At 61.0% G+C, this 14,955-nt stretch carries 14 protein-coding genes; 10 read left to right on the top strand and 4 right to left on the bottom strand.

Annotated elements, in window-relative coordinates:
- The first annotated feature begins 28 nt into the window (after positions 1 to 28).
- The 8 genes from cobU (at position 29) to ACV8MC_RS25035 (ending at position 5,472) form a co-directional block, all read left to right on the top strand.
- Entirely contained in the window at positions 29 to 550 is a 522-nt protein-coding gene (gene cobU, locus ACV8MC_RS25070; protein ID WP_039763697.1) for a bifunctional adenosylcobinamide kinase/adenosylcobinamide-phosphate guanylyltransferase, read from the top strand.
- Complete coding sequence (cobT, locus tag ACV8MC_RS25065; protein ID WP_236169119.1) at positions 547 to 1,602, top strand: nicotinate-nucleotide--dimethylbenzimidazole phosphoribosyltransferase; 1,056 nt, start codon at positions 547 to 549, stop codon at positions 1,600 to 1,602. Before cobU ends, cobT begins: the two co-directional genes overlap by 4 nt.
- The gene (cobC, locus tag ACV8MC_RS25060; RefSeq protein WP_236169118.1) at positions 1,599 to 2,174 is read left to right on the top strand and encodes an alpha-ribazole phosphatase family protein; all 576 of its coding nucleotides are present in this window, start codon (positions 1,599 to 1,601) and stop codon (positions 2,172 to 2,174) included. Before cobT ends, cobC begins: the two co-directional genes overlap by 4 nt.
- 1 nt (position 2,175) lies before the next feature.
- The gene (locus ACV8MC_RS25055) at positions 2,176 to 2,898 is read left to right on the top strand and encodes an adenosylcobinamide-GDP ribazoletransferase (protein ID WP_457263916.1); all 723 of its coding nucleotides are present in this window, start codon (positions 2,176 to 2,178) and stop codon (positions 2,896 to 2,898) included.
- A gap of 174 nt (positions 2,899 to 3,072) precedes the next feature.
- A complete protein-coding gene (locus ACV8MC_RS25050) occupies positions 3,073 to 3,477 on the top strand; it encodes a MarR family winged helix-turn-helix transcriptional regulator (RefSeq protein WP_016773714.1) in 405 nt (134 codons plus the stop codon).
- Between the two features lie 52 nt (positions 3,478 to 3,529).
- The gene (locus ACV8MC_RS25045) at positions 3,530 to 4,738 is read left to right on the top strand and encodes an MFS transporter (RefSeq protein WP_056783951.1); all 1,209 of its coding nucleotides are present in this window, start codon (positions 3,530 to 3,532) and stop codon (positions 4,736 to 4,738) included.
- Entirely contained in the window at positions 4,735 to 4,857 is a 123-nt protein-coding gene (locus ACV8MC_RS25040) for a hypothetical protein (RefSeq protein WP_423664655.1), read from the top strand. Before ACV8MC_RS25045 ends, ACV8MC_RS25040 begins: the two co-directional genes overlap by 4 nt.
- 54 nt (positions 4,858 to 4,911) lie before the next feature.
- Positions 4,912 to 5,472, top strand: coding sequence for a glutathione peroxidase (locus ACV8MC_RS25035; RefSeq protein WP_071171497.1), 561 nt, complete (start codon positions 4,912 to 4,914; stop codon positions 5,470 to 5,472).
- A gap of 203 nt (positions 5,473 to 5,675) precedes the next feature.
- Here the strand turns inward: ACV8MC_RS25035 and ACV8MC_RS25030 are convergent, their stop codons facing one another.
- The 3 genes from ACV8MC_RS25030 to ACV8MC_RS25020 form a co-directional block, all read right to left on the bottom strand.
- Entirely contained in the window at positions 5,676 to 6,947 is a 1,272-nt protein-coding gene (locus ACV8MC_RS25030) for an OmpP1/FadL family transporter (protein WP_076566733.1), read from the bottom strand.
- Positions 6,948 to 7,093: 146 nt separating this feature from the next.
- On the bottom strand, positions 7,094 to 7,576 hold the full coding sequence (locus tag ACV8MC_RS25025; RefSeq protein ID WP_073472662.1) for a hypothetical protein: 483 nt from the start codon (positions 7,574 to 7,576) through the stop codon (positions 7,094 to 7,096).
- 271 nt (positions 7,577 to 7,847) lie between these two features.
- A complete protein-coding gene (locus tag ACV8MC_RS25020; RefSeq protein ID WP_016773719.1) occupies positions 7,848 to 8,072 on the bottom strand; it encodes a hypothetical protein in 225 nt (74 codons plus the stop codon).
- Positions 8,073 to 8,981: 909 nt separating this feature from the next.
- Here ACV8MC_RS25020 and ACV8MC_RS25015 point away from each other — a divergent pair.
- A complete protein-coding gene (locus ACV8MC_RS25015) occupies positions 8,982 to 9,305 on the top strand; it encodes an SEL1-like repeat protein (protein WP_024012181.1) in 324 nt (107 codons plus the stop codon).
- A 175-nt stretch (positions 9,306 to 9,480) separates the two neighbouring features.
- Positions 9,481 to 10,845 (top strand): DNA recombination protein RmuC, encoded by a 1,365-nt coding sequence (gene rmuC / locus ACV8MC_RS25010; protein ID WP_457265601.1) that lies wholly within the window; start codon positions 9,481 to 9,483, stop codon positions 10,843 to 10,845.
- Between the two features lie 576 nt (positions 10,846 to 11,421).
- Here rmuC and ACV8MC_RS25005 read toward each other — a convergent pair.
- Positions 11,422 to 14,892 carry a hybrid sensor histidine kinase/response regulator gene (locus ACV8MC_RS25005; protein WP_122880937.1) on the bottom strand — a complete coding sequence of 1,157 codons (3,471 nt, stop codon included), beginning with the start codon at positions 14,890 to 14,892 and terminating at the stop codon, positions 11,422 to 11,424.
- Positions 14,893 to 14,955: the final 63 nt, after the last annotated feature.

Here is a 14,955-nt window from a genome sequence, read left to right as displayed (position 1 = left end):
GCCTTACCACACATTTTTGGATGAACCCATGCTCCAACTGATCCTCGGCGGCGCCCGTTCCGGCAAGAGTCGTCTGGCGGAAAAACTCGCCAGCGACAGCCATCTGGCGGTCACCTACATCGCCACCAGCCAACCGCTGGACGGCGAAATGAATCAACGCGTCGCCCATCACCGCGCACGCCGCCCGGCTGAATGGGCGTTGATCGAAGAGCCGCTGGAACTGGCCCGCGTGCTGCGCGAATCCGCCGGCGCCGAGCGCTGCCTGCTGGTCGATTGCCTGACCCTGTGGCTGACCAATCTGCTCATGCTCGACGACGCCGAACGTCTCGCCGCCGAGCGTGAAGCCTTGCTCGACTGCCTGGCGTCGTTGCCGGGTGAAATCATCTTTGTCAGCAACGAGACCGGAATGGGTGTCGTGCCGCTGGGCGAATTGACTCGCCGCTATGTCGATGAAGCCGGTTGGCTGCATCAAGCTCTGGCCGAGCGTTGTCAGCGAGTTGTCCTGACTGTTGCCGGCCTGCCCCTGACTTTGAAAGGACCTGCGTTATGAGCCCAACCTGGTGGCTGAACCCGTGCAAAACCGTGAACTCGGACATCATCGCGCAAGCGACCGAGCGCCAGCAGCAACTGACCAAACCGGCCGGTTCGTTGGGGCGCCTTGAATCGGTGGCCGTGCAACTGGCCGGTCTGCAAGGTCAGCTCAAGCCAACGCTCGATCAAGTCTGGATCGCGATTTTCGCTGGCGACCATGGCGTGGTAGCCGAAGGTGTATCGGCTTATCCGCAGGAAGTCACCGGGCAGATGCTGCTCAACTTTGTCAGCGGCGGCGCGGCGATCAGCGTGCTGGCACGTCAGCTCGGCGCGCAACTGGAAGTGGTCGATCTGGGCACAGTGAATCCGACGCTGAATCTGCCCGGCGTGCGCCATCTGAACATTGGCGCGGGAACGGCGAACTTCGCTCAGAGCGCAGCGATGACTCAGGCGCAGGGCGAATTGGCCTTGCAGGCCGGTCGCGACAGTGTCGTGCGCGCGAAAGCCGCCGGCACCCAGTTGTTCATCGGCGGCGAGATGGGCATCGGCAATACCACGGCGGCCAGTGCGCTGGCCTGTGCCTTGCTCGATTGCCCGGTAGCGCACCTGACCGGCCCCGGTACCGGGCTGAATGCCGCTGGCGTCAGCCACAAGGCGCAAGTCATCGAACGCGCGCTGGCGCTGCATGCCGCACAGCGTGGCGATGCCTTGCAGACGTTGTTCAATCTTGGCGGTTTCGAGATTGCCGCGTTGGTCGGCGCCTATCTGGCCTGCGCGCAGGAAGGCATTGCGGTGCTGGTTGACGGCTTTATCTGCACGGTCGCCGCGCTGGTCGCGGTGCGCTTGAATCCGGCCTGTCGCGAGTGGCTGTTGTTCGGCCATCGCGGTGCCGAGCCGGGCCATCGTCATGTGCTGGAAACCTTGAGCGCCGAACCGTTGCTGGAACTCGACCTGCGCTTGGGCGAGGGCAGTGGCGCAGCGTTGGCGGTGCCGTTGTTGCGTCTGGCCTGTGACCTGCACGGGCAAATGGCGACGTTCGCCGAAGCGGCTGTCGCGGATCGCCCGGCATGAGTCTGCGTCTGGATCTGCTGCGCCACGGCGAAACGGAACTCGGCGGCGGCTTGCGCGGCAGCCTCGACGATGCGCTGACCGCAAACGGCTGGACGCAGATGCGTGCTGCGGTGGTCGGCGGCGGGCCGTGGGATCGTATCGTCAGTTCGCCATTGCAGCGCTGTGCGCGCTTCGCCGCCGAACTCGGTGAGCAATTGAACCTGTCCGTGCATCTGGACAAGGATCTGCAAGAGCTGCATTTCGGCGCGTGGGAAGGGCAGAGCGCGGCGGCGTTGATGGAAACGGACGCCGAAGCGCTGGGGCTGTTCTGGGCTGATCCCTATGGCTTCACGCCACCGCAGGGGGAGCCGGTCAGCGCGTTTTCCGCGCGGGTGTTGGCGGCGGTCGCGCGGTTGCAGGCGGCTTACGCCGGCGAACGGATTCTGCTGGTCAGCCACGGCGGCGTGATGCGCTTGTTGCTCGCGCAGGCACGTGGTCTGCCGCGCGAACAGTTGCTCAATGTCGAAGTCGGCCACGGCGCGCTGTTTGCGCTGACGGTCGAGGCTGATGGCGCGCTCAAGGAAGGTCACTGAGATGTTGCCGCTGTGGATCGCCTTGCAGTTTCTCAGCAGCCTGCCGATTCGCCTGCCGGGCATGCCCGAGCCGCAACAGCTCGGCCGTTCGCTGCTGTTTTATCCGCTGGTGGGATTGCTGTTCGGGTTGATCCTCTATGCGTTGAATCTGTTATTGGTCGGCGCGCCGATGTTGCTGCATGCGGCGCTGTTGTTGACCGTGTGGGTATTGCTCAGCGGCGCGCTGCATCTCGATGGCCTGGCCGACAGCGCTGATGCCTGGCTCGGCGGCTTCGGTGATCGCGAGCGCACGCTGACGATCATGAAAGATCCGCGCAGCGGGCCGATCGCGGTGGTCACGCTGGTGCTGGTGTTGTTGCTGAAATTCGCCGCGCTGCTGGCGCTGATCGAGCAAGGGCATACCCTGGCGCTGATCATCGTCCCGGTGCTCGGGCGAGCGGCGCTGTTGGGGTTGTTTCTGACTACGCCGTATGTGCGTGCGGGTGGCTTGGGTCAGGCGCTGGCCGATCATCTGCCGCGCAAAGCGGGGTGGTGGGTGCTGGGGTTGAGTGCGCTGGGCTGCGTGTTGATCGCGGGTATCAGCGCGGTGCTGATTTCGCTGGTCGGGTTTGTCTGGCTGCGGCGATTGATGATGCGGCGGTTGGGCGGGGCTACCGGGGATACGGCAGGGGCGTTGCTGGAATTGCTGGAGATGGGGGTGTTGGTGGGGCTCGCTTTGGTCTGAAGGATTTGCGGAGATGATACCGGCCCCTTCGCGAGCAGGCTCGCTCCCACCTTCGAAATGCAATCCCCTGTGGGAGCGAGCCTGCTCGCGAAGGGGCCTCACCGGCAACAATGATGTTCAGAGTAAACTGATCTGTAACTTGATTTAACACACTCGCGGGTATATACACGCATCATGCTTCCTTCTCAGTGTTTATGCACCAACCTGCGTCGCGCCGCGCGTGGCGTCAGCAGGCATTACGACGGCGCTCTCGACGGCTTCGGGATCAACGTTGCCCAGTATTCTCTGCTGTGCAATCTGCAGCGGCTGGAGCAACCGAGCATTTCCGAACTGGCCGAAGCCATGGGCCTGGATCGCAGCACTTTGGGGCGCAATTTACGTGTGCTGGAGGGCGAAGGTCTGGTGGCGCTGGCCGAAGGCGAGGACATGCGCAACCGTATCGTACGCCTCACCGAAACCGGCGTGCAGCGCCTGGCAGCGGCATTGCCGGCATGGGAAGCGGCGCAACAGCGACTGATCGACCGTCTCGGTGCCGAGAAGCGCGAAACCTTGCTCAAACTGCTCGACGAACTGGCCTGACGGCGGTTTTTTCGCGCTCAAGCGGGTATATACCCGTGACTGGAGAATAACAATGACATCGATGTGGCGTACGTGCGGTTGGGTGTTGCTGGGGAGTGCGCTGATCCTGGCGTTGTCATTGGGCGTGCGCCACGGGTTCGGTCTGTTCCTGTCGCCGATGAGCGCGCAGTTCGGCTGGGGTCGCGAAGTGTTTGCCTTCGCCATCGCCCTGCAAAACCTGATCTGGGGCCTGGCGCAGCCGTTCACCGGCGCGCTGGCTGACCGCTTCGGCGCGGCGAAAGTGGTGCTGGTCGGTGGGATCCTCTACGCGGCGGGCCTGGTGTGCATGGGCCTGTCTGATTCGGCGGTGACTCTGTCACTCAGTGCCGGTCTGCTGATCGGTATCGGTCTTTCGGGCACTTCGTTTTCAGTCATTCTTGGTGTTGTGGGTCGCGCTGTGCCGCCAGAGAAACGCAGCATGGGCATGGGTATCGCCAGCGCCGCCGGTTCGTTCGGCCAGTTCGCGATGTTGCCGGGCACGCTGGGCCTGATCGGCTGGCTCGGCTGGTCGGCCGCGCTGTTGGTGCTGGGCCTGCTGGTGGCGATGATTGTGCCGCTGGTGAGCATGCTCAAGGACAAACCCCTGCCGGTGCTTGGCCATGAACAGACTCTTTCCGAAGCGCTGCGTGAGGCCTGTTCGCACTCCGGTTTCTGGCTGCTGGCGTTCGGCTTTTTTGTCTGCGGTTTTCAGGTGGTGTTCATTGGCGTGCACTTGCCAGCGTATCTAGTGGATCAGCATCTGCCCGCCAGTGTCGGCACCACGGTGCTGGCATTGATTGGGCTGTTCAACATTTTCGGCACTTACACCGCTGGTTGGCTCGGTGGCCGCATGTCCAAACCGCGTCTGTTGACTGCGCTGTATCTGTTGCGCGCGGTGGTGATCGTGCTGTTCCTGTGGTTGCCGGTGACGACCACCACAGCGTATCTGTTCGGCATGGCCATGGGCTTCCTGTGGCTGTCGACGGTGCCGTTGACCAACGGTACGGTGGCGACCTTGTTCGGCGTGCGCAATTTGTCCATGCTCGGTGGCATTGTCTTTCTGTTCCATCAGCTCGGCTCATTCCTTGGTGGCTGGCTGGGCGGGGTGGTGTACGACCGAACCGGGAGTTATGACTTGATCTGGCAAGTGGCGGTTCTCTTGAGCCTGCTCGCGGCGGCGCTGAACTGGCCGGTGCGCGAGCGTCCGGTGGCGCGCCTGCAAGCTGCGGCGAGCGCAGCATGAGCCGGATCTGCACGCGATTCGCCGTGACCGCACTGGCTGCTGCGCTGTTGGCGCTGGTGTGGTGGGGCTGGCAACGCGGCGGTCTGGCGCTGATGCAGTTGGGCATGAGCATTTGCTAGATGGCAGCGTGGCGAGTAACGTCGAAGCCTGATGACTGCCCAAGGAAATTCGACATGTTGATGCGCTGGTGTGCTGTTCCCGCGTTGCTGATGGCGTTGACTGGCCTGGCCCAGGCCGCCGACTGTCCTGAGCTGCTGCAAGGCTCGCTGCCCAAGCTGCGCGCCAAGGAATCCATCGATCTGTGCAAGCAGTACGCCGACAAGCCGCTGGTGGTGGTCAATACCGCCAGCTTCTGCGGTTTCGCCCCGCAGTTCGAAGGCCTCGAGGCGCTGAACAAGCGCTACAAGGCGCAAGGGCTGGAAATGCTCGGCGTGCCGTCGAATGACTTCAAGCAGGAGTCCAAGGACAGCGCCGAAACCGCCAAGGTCTGCTACGCCAATTATGGCGTGACCTTCAACATGACCGAGCCGCAGAAGGTTCGCGGTGATGACGCCACGCATCTGTTCCAGGTGCTGGCCGCGCAGAGCAATGCGCCGAAGTGGAATTTCTACAAGTACGTGGTCGACCGGCAGGGCAAGGTGGTAGCGAGTTTTTCCAGCTTGACCAAACCGGATGATCCCGAGTTTATCGCCGCGATCGAAAAGGCAATTGCCTCCAAACCGCTGAAGCCCTGAAGCCCTGTGATGATCCTGTAGGAGCTGACGAGTGCAACGAGGCTGCGATCTTTTGATCCTCGAATTCAAGATCAAAAGATCGCAGCCTCGTTGCACTCGTCAGCTCCTACCGGTTTGTTCGATGCCCAAGCATGAAAAAGCCCCGCCTCTGCGAAGAGAGCGGGGCTTTTTCGTGGGCGAGGGGTTAGCCTCGCCACGGTGCATCAGAAGCGGTAAGTCGCGCCGACACCGAAGCCGTTTGCCGAGTTTTCATACTTGGCATCGTAAGTCTGGCCACGCGCGTTTTCGTTGCGGATGTTGACCGACTCTTCTTTGAGGTACGAGTACGCGACGTCGATGGTCAGGTCGTCGGTCGGGCTCCAGCCGGCACCGATACTGAAGATGGTGCGGTCGCCAGTCGGGATACGCGGCGAGCGGTCTTCGTTATTGGTTGGCGACTGGTCGAAGGTCAGACCGGTACGCAGGACCCATTCCTTGTTCAACTGGTACGAGGTACCCACGGCATAGGCCCAGGAGTCATGCCAGTTCTGGTCTTCGTTGATCGAACCGAACTGACCGGCCAGCAGAGGCTGCACGCCGGAGTTCTTCACGGTGATCTTTTCCAGTTGGCTCCAGCGGGTCCAGGTGGTACCGGCGTAGACGTTCCAGCGATCGTTGATCGCCTGGGTGACCGACAGGTCCACGGATTCCGGCGTGGTGATCTTCAACGAAGCGTCGTACTTCTGGTTGGCGCCAACGCCCACCAGCGCCAGAGCGTTGTAGTTGACCTTGGTGTCGCCTTCGAGCTTGTAGTCGACCTTGGAGTGATAGGTCAGGCCGACACGGGTGGTGTCGGTGGCCTGGACCAGCAAGCCGACGTTGTAGCCCAGCGCGGTGTCGTCACCCTTGATCTTGACCTTGCCGTCCGGCAGTGCCTGGGTGATCGACAGGTTGGATTCCAGCGAGCCGTCGATACGGTTGATGGTCGGGCCGAAACCGATCGACACCTTGTCGTTGAAGGCGTAGCTGACGGTTGGCTGGAAAGTGATGACTTGCACTTCGGACTTGCTGCCGAAGTAACGACCGGCGAAGCCGTTTTCGTAATCCGTGATCAGACCGAACGGTACGTACACACCGAGGCCGAATGCCCAGTGATCATCGATCGGTTTTACATAGAAGCCCATCGGTACGGCAGTGAGGGGCACCATGTCGCCCTTGTTGCTGCCGCCATTAGGGCTGGAGCTGGTATCGCTGATATCGGTATGCGCGTCGACCAGGGCGACGCCGCCGGTGACTTGTTCGCGCTTGATGCGCGCCATGCCGGCCGGGTTGCCATAAACAGTGCTTGCGTCGTCGGCAGAAGAAGATCGCCCGGCAAAACCAGTCCCCATCCCACTGATGCTTTGTTCGTTGAGGGCAAAACCTGCCGCGAAGATTTGTGTGGAGGCAAGGGTAACGGCGAGGCTAAGGGTGGTTTTGAGCATGACTTTTTTCATTATTAGAACTCCTGGTGATCACCGGGGCGAAAATTACCAACATTTTCGTCCCAGCGCTATAGCTTGTAAGCCTTGAGTTAGAGCGGTTTTGTAGGACAATCCGACCAAAATGGCGACTTGTTGCGAGAACTTGTGAAACCGCCCGGTCAGCAAGCGACCTGATTCAACGGTGAAACACAGGTTTGCCAGGCATAGGTGAAGTCGCGCAAACGGCCTTGCGGTTGAAAGGTCTGGCGCCAGATGCGCGCCATGCCGAGCAGGTCGGTCGGAGCGGGGAGGATGGGGTTCTGTTCTTCTACCAGCAGCCAGGCGATGGCCGTGGCGTAACGCAGGTTGACGGTCAGTTCCAGATGCGGGCCGCTGAGGAATGCATGCTGACTGGCGAGGCCGCGCACCAGGCTGGCGCGCTCCGGGTCGAGCGCCAGATAATCGTCCCAGAGCGCCTGATGGCGATGCTCGGCAATCCGGTAGAGGCCGTGGCCGCGGCGGTCGTGCAGGGCAGAGCCGAGGGCGGATTGGCTGGCAGCGATACCCAGCAGCAGGGATTCGGCGGTTGCGCAGTGGCGTCCCAGATAGATCAATGTGGGACGGATCACATAGCGGCACAGTTCGCTGGCAGCGATACCCATAACACCCTCGGTTCTTGTTGTTGAGGGCGAGTCCTGAAGGGGCTTTGGCAGCAGTGGATCGACTCAGGCTCGCCGCAAGCGGGTCAAGCCGCTTGAGTTGAAGTGTAGTGTCATATTCAGCCTGTAAAGGCCTGTTTTTAAAATATTTCCGCCATCGCATTCCGGGCGTTAGATCGGAACATGCTTAGAAGCGTTGCGCTAAAAGTGAAATATCAGGCAATAAAAAGCCCCGCTTTTCAGCAGGGCTTTGCTTTTGCAGCCTGTCCGGCTTTCAGGCAACCAGTGCCTGACGGGTACGCTCGATCACGGCCTGCAGCGGTTCGGCGCTGGAGTATTGATCGGGGTACAGACGCTCGCTGTGACGCGCGATACCGTGTTCATTGACCACGGTGAAGCTGAAGCAGCCTTTACGAGCGGCCATGATCAGGCAGTTCATTGGAGCAAAAGCGTTGGTTAGGGTGCGAATGGCATCCTGAGTCTGGATTTGAGTAGACATAGTTATTAGGTGTTCCTACAAATGACACGGATAAGAACCGTGCAACGTTAAAACGTTCCAGTAACGTTGATCACCATTGATCGAACGAAGAACCCGACTGGAACAAAGCAGCCAGTTTGAAGCGCTGATAAGTGAGCGCGCTTGGGCTGGCAGGTAGGTACTTAGGAGGACAGGCATCACAGCGAGGGCAAAGGTTCTGGGCCCGGGGTGAAGATCCTGATCAATTTGCAGGTTGGTTCGGTCAGAGTAAGTGTTCTTCGCAACGCCCTTTGCTTTCGTTCAAAGGCAGCGTCGTCGCAAAAGTTACCTGGAAACCATCGAGGGGTCGTTCCCGCTTTTTTCGGCAGTGTCTTCCTGTTGGAAGTTGACCGTGGGAGATGTTCGACCGGAATTGACTTTCAGCTTGGTACTAACGCCGCGGATAGTAACGGATCCGTTCGGGCGAAGCAAACCCCAGGTCAAAAAAAACTTCACAGGGAATGGTCGGGTCGCACCGTCCGTCGGCGTGCATGCTTTTCGCAGAGCCTTTCGGTCGCTCGCAGCTGCGCAAAATGACCCGAAAAAGCGCACGCATATAACCGGCTCACAGGTACTTGTGCACATTAGTTGCGCAGAGCGTAACGCAACTGTCACATCGATCCTGACTCCAGTCACTGCCTGTATCAAAAGTTTAAGTCAATGAAAAATATCGTCTTTTTTTGTTGGTGAAAAAATCGTCAGTTTGACTGCGAGCCCCATTCCATAAGGCTTTGCGGGGATCGTAGAGCGGTTGTCCACTGACTTATCCACAGCTTCTGTGGATTGTCCCTAGCGCTTGCTCTAGGACGGGCGTGCCGGGTTTTTTTCGACTTTACCTGTAAGAAAAAGAGAGTAAAGTGGCGCGCCTTCCGATCTGTCCCGCAGTGCTTTATGAAGTTTCGCTCAGTATCAGACTCTGTTACCTCCAATCCGACCTCTGTTACCGCTCCCAAGCGTTTTTCCGTGCGTGTGGCCGAATGGCTGCTCGATGCGCCGCGCCTGAGCGACAGTCCCAGCGCCAAGCACCTGGCCGGCCGTCTGCTCAAGCAACCGGCCCGAGAAGGCGTGGTCGCCGCACAAAGCCGCCTCGGCCAATTGATTTGCCGGGAGTGCGGCAATGCCCGTGACCGGCGTATCGGTCAGGAGTTGCTGCGTCAGGCCGCCCGTGCCGGTGACCGTCGCGCGCAGCAGGAACTCGGTCTGATCGAAGACTGAGCTGTCCAAGCCCAGGCACCTTGGTTAACCTTCAGGCTTTATCCGATTGGCAGGAGTCGCTATGGCTATGGACTTGACCAGCGTATTGCTCGGTCTTGCGGCGGCAGGGTTGCCGCTGCTGGCGCTGGCCTGGCAACTGCAACGCCGGGCCAGCAATGCCCAGGCCGATCTGGCCTTGCTCGAAGAGCGCCTGGCGATGGCGCAACTGGCCCAGGACGGCCTCACCGCGCAGCTTGAAGCGAGCCGCGATGAAATCGCCGATCTTGGCCAGGCCAACGCCGCCAAACAGGCAGACCTCGCCGCGCTGCGCCGCGAAGTCGAATTGCTGCAGATCGAGCGCGACGACGCCCGCGACGCCTCCCACGCCTGGAACCTCGAACGCGCCAACAAGGATGCTGAGTTACGCCGCCTCGACGCCCACGCGGCCTCGCTGAGTGCCGAACTGCGCGAGCAACAGGAAAGCCATCAACAACGTCTCAACGACCTGCAAGGCTCACGCGATGAACTGCGCGCGCAATTCGCCGAGCTGGCCGGCAAGATCTTCGATGAGCGTGAGCAGCGCTTTGCCGAAACCAGCCAGCAGCGGCTCGGGCAGTTACTCGATCCGTTGAAAGAACGCATCCAGTCCTTTGAAAAACGCGTGGAAGAAAGCTATCAGGCCGAAGCCCGCGAGCGCTTCTCGCTGGCCAAGGAGCTGGAGCGTTTGCAGGCGTTGAACCTGCGTCTGAGCGACGAAGCCACCAACCTGACTCGCGCGCTCAAGGGCCAGAAAACCCAGGGCAATTGGGGCGAACTGATCCTCGAGCGCGTTCTTGAGCATGCAGGTCTGGAGAAGGGCCGCGAGTACCAGACCCAGGTCAATCTCAAAGGCCCGGACGGTGAACGCTTCCAGCCCGATGTGATCATTTATCTGCCCGGCGACAAGCAAGTCGTGGTCGACTCGAAAGTCAGCCTCACGGCCTATCAACAATATGTTGCGGCCGATGACGACACCCTCGGACAGATCGCGATCAAGCAGCATGTATTGTCGCTGCGCAATCATGTCAAAGGTCTGGCCGGCAAGGATTACAAGCGTCTGGAAGGCCTGCACAGCCTCGATTTCGTTTTGTTGTTCGTACCGATCGAAGCGGCATTTTCCGCTGCGTTGCAGGCTGAGCCTTCGCTGTTTCAGGACGCTTTCGACCGCAATATCGTGATCGTCAGTCCGACTACGCTGTTGGCCACGCTGCGGGTGATCGACAGTCTGTGGAAGCAGGAACGGCAGAGCCAGAATGCCCGGGAAATCGCTGAGCGCGCGGGTTGGCTGTATGACAAGTTCGTGTTGTTTATTCAGGATCTGGACGAAGTGGGCAATCGTCTGCAGCAACTGGACAAGGCTTACAGCTCAGCGCGTAACAAGCTGACAGAGGGGCGCGGTAATCTGGTCAGCCGCAGTGAGCAGTTGAAGTTGCTCGGTGCGCGGGCGAGCAAGAGCTTGCCGGCGGATTTGCTGGAGCGGGCGATGACGGATGTTGATGGGTTGATTGAGTTGCCTGAGTAAGAGGTCTTTTTTTTGGGCTGATTTTTGGGGCATATCCGTTGCTGCGGTGATGGCGGCTGGCGGTTTCGCCCTTACGGCGAGTCACCTTTTTCAAACGCCAAAAAGGTAACCCAAAAGGCTTGCTCCTACGTTCGGCCCTCGCAGGCTCGGGTCCCTTCGCTCCGGGATCGATCCGGGCGCAGCGGCTACGGTTTGCTTCGCTGCACCTCCTTCCGCTGTGTCTGGCTGCGCCAGACGGTCGCTGCGCTCCCACGCCCGGATCAATCCCTCCACTCAGCCTTCCGACGTCGCCGGTGGATCAAGATCAAAAGCACTCGAGCTTGCGCTCATTGTTGAGTGGGGCGGCTGCGCCGCGGGCAGCTTCGCTGCTTTGCTTTTGCTTTTGTGGGAGCGAGCCTGCTCGCGAAGGCAATCTGCCGACCAACCATTTCACTCAGATATCGACGGTCCAACTGTAGGAGCTGCCGAAGGCTGCGATCTTTTGCTCTTGCTCTTGCTCTTGCTCTTGCTCTTGCTCTTGCTTTTGCTGTTCTGTGGGAGCGAGCCTGCTCGCGAAGGCTTCTGCAAGGTCACCTTCTACAACGGCAAATACCGACTCAACAGTGCCCGCAACGCTGCCGGCTTCACCGGTTTGGCCAGGTAATCCAGGCCCGCAGCATGCACTTGCGCTACGGTCTCCGGGCGTCCATCCGCGCTGATTACCACGCCGGGTACCGGCTCGCCCAGGCGCGTGCGCAACCACGCCATCAGCTCTGTGCCGGTATCGCCGTGGTCGAGGTGATAGTCGACCAGCGCCAGTTGCGGCCGCACGCCTTCATTCAATATCGCTGCGCATTCTTCGCGATTGCGCGCCGTCCACACTTGGCAGCCCCAGCGGCTCAGCAGGCTGTTCATGCCGATCAGGATGCTGTCTTCGTTATCGATGCACAGCACCTGCGCGCCGCTGAGCAGTTTTCCGTTCAGTTCCACCGTGGCGCTGACTGGAGGGGTTTGCGTGCGGGCGATCGGCACTGTCACGCTGAACACACTGCCGCGCCCCGGCCAGGAACGAACGCGCAAGGTATGCCCGAGCACGCGGCATAAGCCGTCGGCGATCGCCAGACCCAGGCCCAGACCTTTTTCGGCGCGGGTCTGGTGGCTGTCGAGGCGTTTGAATTCTTCGAAAATCACTTGCTGCTTGTCTTCCGGAATGCCCGGGCCGCGATCCCAGACTTCCAGACATAACTCACCACCGCGCCGACGCACGCCCAGCAGCACTGGGCCTTTGGCGTAGCGGAACGCGTTGGTGAGGAAATTCTGCAGAATCCGCCGCAGCAGTTTGATGTCGCTGTCGATGCGCAATTGACTGCCGCGCACCCGGAACGTGAGCTTTTGCTCTTGAGCCAGCGCCTTGAATTCCGCGCCGAGGGTGTCGAACAGTTCATTGACGGCGAACGCTTTGCGGTCCGGGTTGATCTTGCCGTTTTCCAGGCGCGAGATGTCCAGCAGATCGCTGATCAGGTCTTCCGCCGAACGCAGCGAGCTGTCGAGGTGTTGCACCAGCTGCTGCGCCTCTGCGCTCAAGCCTTCGTTCTGGTGGGAGAGGGCGGCGGAGAACAGTCGCGCGGCGTTCAGCGGTTGCATCAAGTCGTGGCTGACGGCGGCGAGGAAGCGGGTTTTCGACTGGTTGGCCGCCTCGGCATTGCCCTTGGCTTCGGTGAGCGCGACGTTGAGTTGCGACAGTTCCTGGGTGCGCTCGCTGACCCGTTGTTCCAGCCCTTCGTTCGCCTCGGTCAGCGCCTGTTCGGCTTCGCGGAACGCGGTAATGTCGGTGAAACTCATGACGAAGCCGCCACCGGGCATCGGGTTGCCGATCAGCTCGATCACCCGGCCATTGGGGAATAGCCGTTCGGAAGTGTGCGCGCGGCCCTGACGCATCCAGTGCAAGCGTCGCGCGACGTGCACTTCCGCTTCGCCGGGGCCGCACAAACCGCGTTCGGCGTTGTAGCGAATGATGTCGGCAATCGGCCGGCCGACGCTGATCAGGCCGTCGGGGTAGTTGAACAGCTCCAGATAACGCCGGTTCCACGCCACCAGTTTCAGCGACTGGTCGACCACGCTGATGCCCTGGGTGATGTTCTCGATCGCGCCTTGCAGCAGCGCTCGGTTGAACTGCAGCACTTCCGAGGCTTCGTCAGCGATTCGGACTACGTCCTCCAACTGCATTTCCCGACCTTCGATGGCGGCTTTTACTACAGCGCGCGTCGAAGAAGCGCCAAGGACACCGGCCAGCAAGCGTTCGGTGTGGGCAATCCATTCGCTGTCGGCGTTCTGGTTGGGGTTGAAACCTTTGCCCTGGCGGTAGGCGAAGCGAATGAAGCTCTGCCGCGCACGTTCTTCGCCGACGAACCGTGCCGCCAGTTGCAGCAGATCGTCGATCTGCACCGCCAGCATTGAACGAGCATTAGGCCGCGCGCTGATTTCCTGACCGATGAAACGCCCGGCCTGCCAGTGCTCGGAAACCCGCGTGCGCGACAGCACCGAGACCCAGGCGAACAGGGTGAAATTACCGGCCAGCGACAGCACCACGCCTTGGGTCAGCGGCGTAATCGGCAGGTTCAGCGGATTACTATGCAGCCACGCCAACCCCGGAAAACTCGCCAGCGACCAGCCGAGACTGTGCGCGGCAATCGGCAGCACCAGTGTGTAGAACCACAGGAAAGTGCCGGTGGCGAGGCCGGCGAACACGCCCCGGCGGTTGGCCTGTTTCCAGTACAGCGCGCCGAGCATGGCTGGCGCCAGTTGCGTCACTGCGGCGAAGGCGATCTGGCCGATGGTCGCCAGGCTTGCGGTCGAGCCGAGCAAGCGATAACTGACGTAGGCCAGCAGCAGAATCACCACAATACTCACGCGGCGCACCGAGAGCATCCACTGGCGGAACACCTCGAACGGGCGCTCGGCGTTGTTGCGGCGCAACAGCCACGGCAGCAGCATGTCGTTGGAGACCATGGTCGACAGTGCGACGCTGGCGACAATCACCATGCCGGTCGCTGCCGATGCGCCACCGATAAACGCCAGCATCGCCAGCGCCGGATGGGCCTGGGCCAGCGGCAGGCTGATCACGAACGAGTCGGGCAGCACGTGGCTGGGCAGCATCATCTGACCGGCAAGGGCGATCGGGACTACAAACAGTGCGGCCAAAGCCAGATAGGCGGGGAAGACCCATTTCGCCAGTCGCAGATCCTGCGGGTCGATGTTCTCCACCACGGTGACGTGAAATTGCCGGGGCAGGCAGATGATCGCCATCATCGCCACGCCGGTCTGCACCACCATCGATGGCCAGTTGATGGTTTCCTTCCAGTACGCCTCAAGGCGCGGGGCGAGCATCGCCTGATTGAACAGGTCGTCGAAACCGTCATACAGGCCGTACGTGACGAAGGCGCCGACGGCGAGAAAGGCGAACAGCTTGACCAGCGATTCGAAGGCAATCGCCAGCACCATGCCACGGTGATGTTCGGTGGCGTCGAGGTTGCGCGTACCGAAAACGATGGTGAACAGGGCTAGCACCAGCGACACGATCAGCGCCGTGTCCTGGGCGCGGGTGCCCATGGCATCGGCGCCGGCGCCGATCAACAGGTTCACGCCAAGGACAATGCCTTTGAGTTGCAGGGCGATGTAGGGCAAGACGCCGACGAGACAAATCAGCGCCACCACCACCGCCAACGATTGCGACTTACCGTAGCGCGCGGCGATGAAGTCGGCGATGGAGGTGATGTTCTCCTGTTTGCTGATCATCACCATTTTCTGCAGGACCCACGGCGCGCCGACCAGCAGCAGGATCGGCCCGAGGTAGATCGGCAGGAATGACCACAGTTGTTCCGCCGCCTGACCGACCGCGCCGAAGAACGTCCAACTGGTGCAGTAAACCGCCAGCGACAGGCTGTACACCCAGGCGCGCACCCGTGGCGGCAACGGCGTGCTGCGACGGTCGCCGTAGAAGGCGATGGCGAACATGATGGCCATGTAGGCCAGGGCAACGACGGCGATCAGCCCGGTGGACAACGACATGCAGCACTCCCGACAAAAGACTCCCCGGCACTCCTGCCCGGGCGGACAGTCTCGCACGCGCGC

The sequence above is a fragment of the Pseudomonas sp. PK-RTE-24 genome (genome assembly GCF_054052265.1).
Note: the sequence above shows the minus strand (reverse complement) of the source record. Positions and strands in the feature narration are given on the sequence as shown.

Coding starts and splice junctions, on each gene's coding strand:
- ACV8MC_RS25030 (WP_076566733.1), bottom strand. CDS start 6,947: ATGAAAAAAGTCATGCTCAAAACCACCCTTAGCCTCGCCGTTACCCTT.
- ACV8MC_RS25020 (WP_016773719.1), bottom strand. CDS start 8,072: ATGTCTACTCAAATCCAGACTCAGGATGCCATTCGCACCCTAACCAAC.
- ACV8MC_RS25055 (WP_457263916.1), top strand. CDS start 2,176: ATGTTGCCGCTGTGGATCGCCTTGCAGTTTCTCAGCAGCCTGCCGATT.
- ACV8MC_RS25015 (WP_024012181.1), top strand. CDS start 8,982: ATGAAGTTTCGCTCAGTATCAGACTCTGTTACCTCCAATCCGACCTCT.
- cobT (WP_236169119.1), top strand. CDS start 547: ATGAGCCCAACCTGGTGGCTGAACCCGTGCAAAACCGTGAACTCGGAC.
- ACV8MC_RS25050 (WP_016773714.1), top strand. CDS start 3,073: ATGCTTCCTTCTCAGTGTTTATGCACCAACCTGCGTCGCGCCGCGCGT.
- cobC (WP_236169118.1), top strand. CDS start 1,599: ATGAGTCTGCGTCTGGATCTGCTGCGCCACGGCGAAACGGAACTCGGC.
- ACV8MC_RS25025 (WP_073472662.1), bottom strand. CDS start 7,576: ATGGGTATCGCTGCCAGCGAACTGTGCCGCTATGTGATCCGTCCCACA.
- ACV8MC_RS25040 (WP_423664655.1), top strand. CDS start 4,735: ATGAGCCGGATCTGCACGCGATTCGCCGTGACCGCACTGGCTGCTGCG.
- ACV8MC_RS25045 (WP_056783951.1), top strand. CDS start 3,530: ATGACATCGATGTGGCGTACGTGCGGTTGGGTGTTGCTGGGGAGTGCG.
- cobU (WP_039763697.1), top strand. CDS start 29: ATGCTCCAACTGATCCTCGGCGGCGCCCGTTCCGGCAAGAGTCGTCTG.
- ACV8MC_RS25005 (WP_122880937.1), bottom strand. CDS start 14,892: ATGTCGTTGTCCACCGGGCTGATCGCCGTCGTTGCCCTGGCCTACATG.
- ACV8MC_RS25035 (WP_071171497.1), top strand. CDS start 4,912: ATGTTGATGCGCTGGTGTGCTGTTCCCGCGTTGCTGATGGCGTTGACT.